Annotated in this window: 1 protein-coding gene; it reads right to left on the bottom strand. The window is 64.5% G+C overall.

The features are described 5' to 3' along the window. Window positions 1-1,348 (bottom strand): phosphoglucosamine mutase (gene glmM / locus AC0L2K_RS34815; RefSeq protein ID WP_473533637.1); only part of this gene is annotated, 1,348 nt, incomplete at its 3' end. Window positions 1,349-1,381: the final 33 nt, after the last annotated feature.

Genomic DNA, 1,381 nt, shown 5'->3' with positions numbered 1-1,381 from the left:
CAGCGGTCTTGATCTCGGCCATGACGCCGACGATGTCGTTCACCACCGTCTCGACCAGCTTCTGGTCGTCGCCCTCGGCCATAACCCGAATCAGGGGCTCGGTGCCGGAAGGCCGGATCACTAGGCGGCCGGACTTGCCGAGCCGGTTGCGGGCATCCTCGATCGCGGCCTTGACGGGTGCTGTCTCCAGGGGCTCGCCGCCGGAAAAGCGCACATTCGTCATGAGCTGCGGCACCGGCTCGAACTTTTTGCAGATCTCGCTGACCGGCTTGTTCTGGCGCTTGATGCAGGCCAGCACCTGCAGCGCCGAGACCAGCCCGTCGCCGGTGGTGGAGAAATCAGACAGCACGATATGGCCGGACTGCTCGCCGCCGACATTCAGCCCATGCGCGCGCATGTGCTCGACCACGTAACGGTCGCCCACCTGGGTTCGGTGAAGTTGCAGGCCGGCTTCACCGAGGAAGCGTTCGAGGCCAAGATTGGACATGACGGTGGCGACGACGCCGCCGCCTGCCAGGCGGCCGCTCTGATGCCAGGATTCGGCGATCAGCGCCATGATCTGGTCGCCGTCGACGACAGCGCCGTTCTCGTCGACGATGACCACGCGGTCGGCGTCGCCATCGAGCGCTATGCCGATGTCGGCGCGCACTTCATGAACCTTCTTGGAAAGGCCCACCGGGTGCGTCGAACCGCATTCCTCGTTGATGTTGAAGCCGTTCGGCTCGTTGTTGATGGTGATGACCTCGGCGCCGAGTTCCCAAAGCGCTGCCGGCGCCACCTTGTAGGCGGCGCCGTTGGCGCAATCGACCACGATGCGCAGGCCCGCCAGCGACATGGACCGCGGCAGAGTGCGCTTGGCGAATTCGATATAGCGGTCGTGCACGCCGTCCACGCGTTTGGCGCGCCCGAGCCCATCCGCGTCGGCCAGCGAAATGTCGACATCCTGGTCGAGCAGCGCCTCGATGCGCATCTCGATCTCGTCCGACAGCTTGTAGCCGTCGGGGCCGAACAGCTTGATGCCGTTATCGTAATAGGGGTTGTGCGAGGCCGAGATCATCACGCCGATATCGGCGCGCAGCGACCGCGCCAGCATGGCGACCGCCGGCGTCGGAATCGGCCCCAGCAGGAACACATCCATGCCGGCGGCACAGAAGCCCGCGACCAGCGCGTTCTCGATCATATAGCCCGACAGCCGCGTATCCTTGCCGAGCACGACGCGATGGCGATGGTGGCCGCGCTGGAACGACAGGCCGGCAGCCATGCCGACCTTCATCGCAACCTCGGCGGTCATCGGAAATTTGTTGGCCCCTCCCCGGATCCCGTCCGTTCCGAAATATCGTCTCGTCATCTTACTCGACGTGCCCATATATGATTCACCCAA

It is taken from the genome of Mesorhizobium sp. WSM4817, from assembly GCF_055811135.1.
This window is presented reverse-complemented; position numbering and strand designations above follow the sequence as displayed.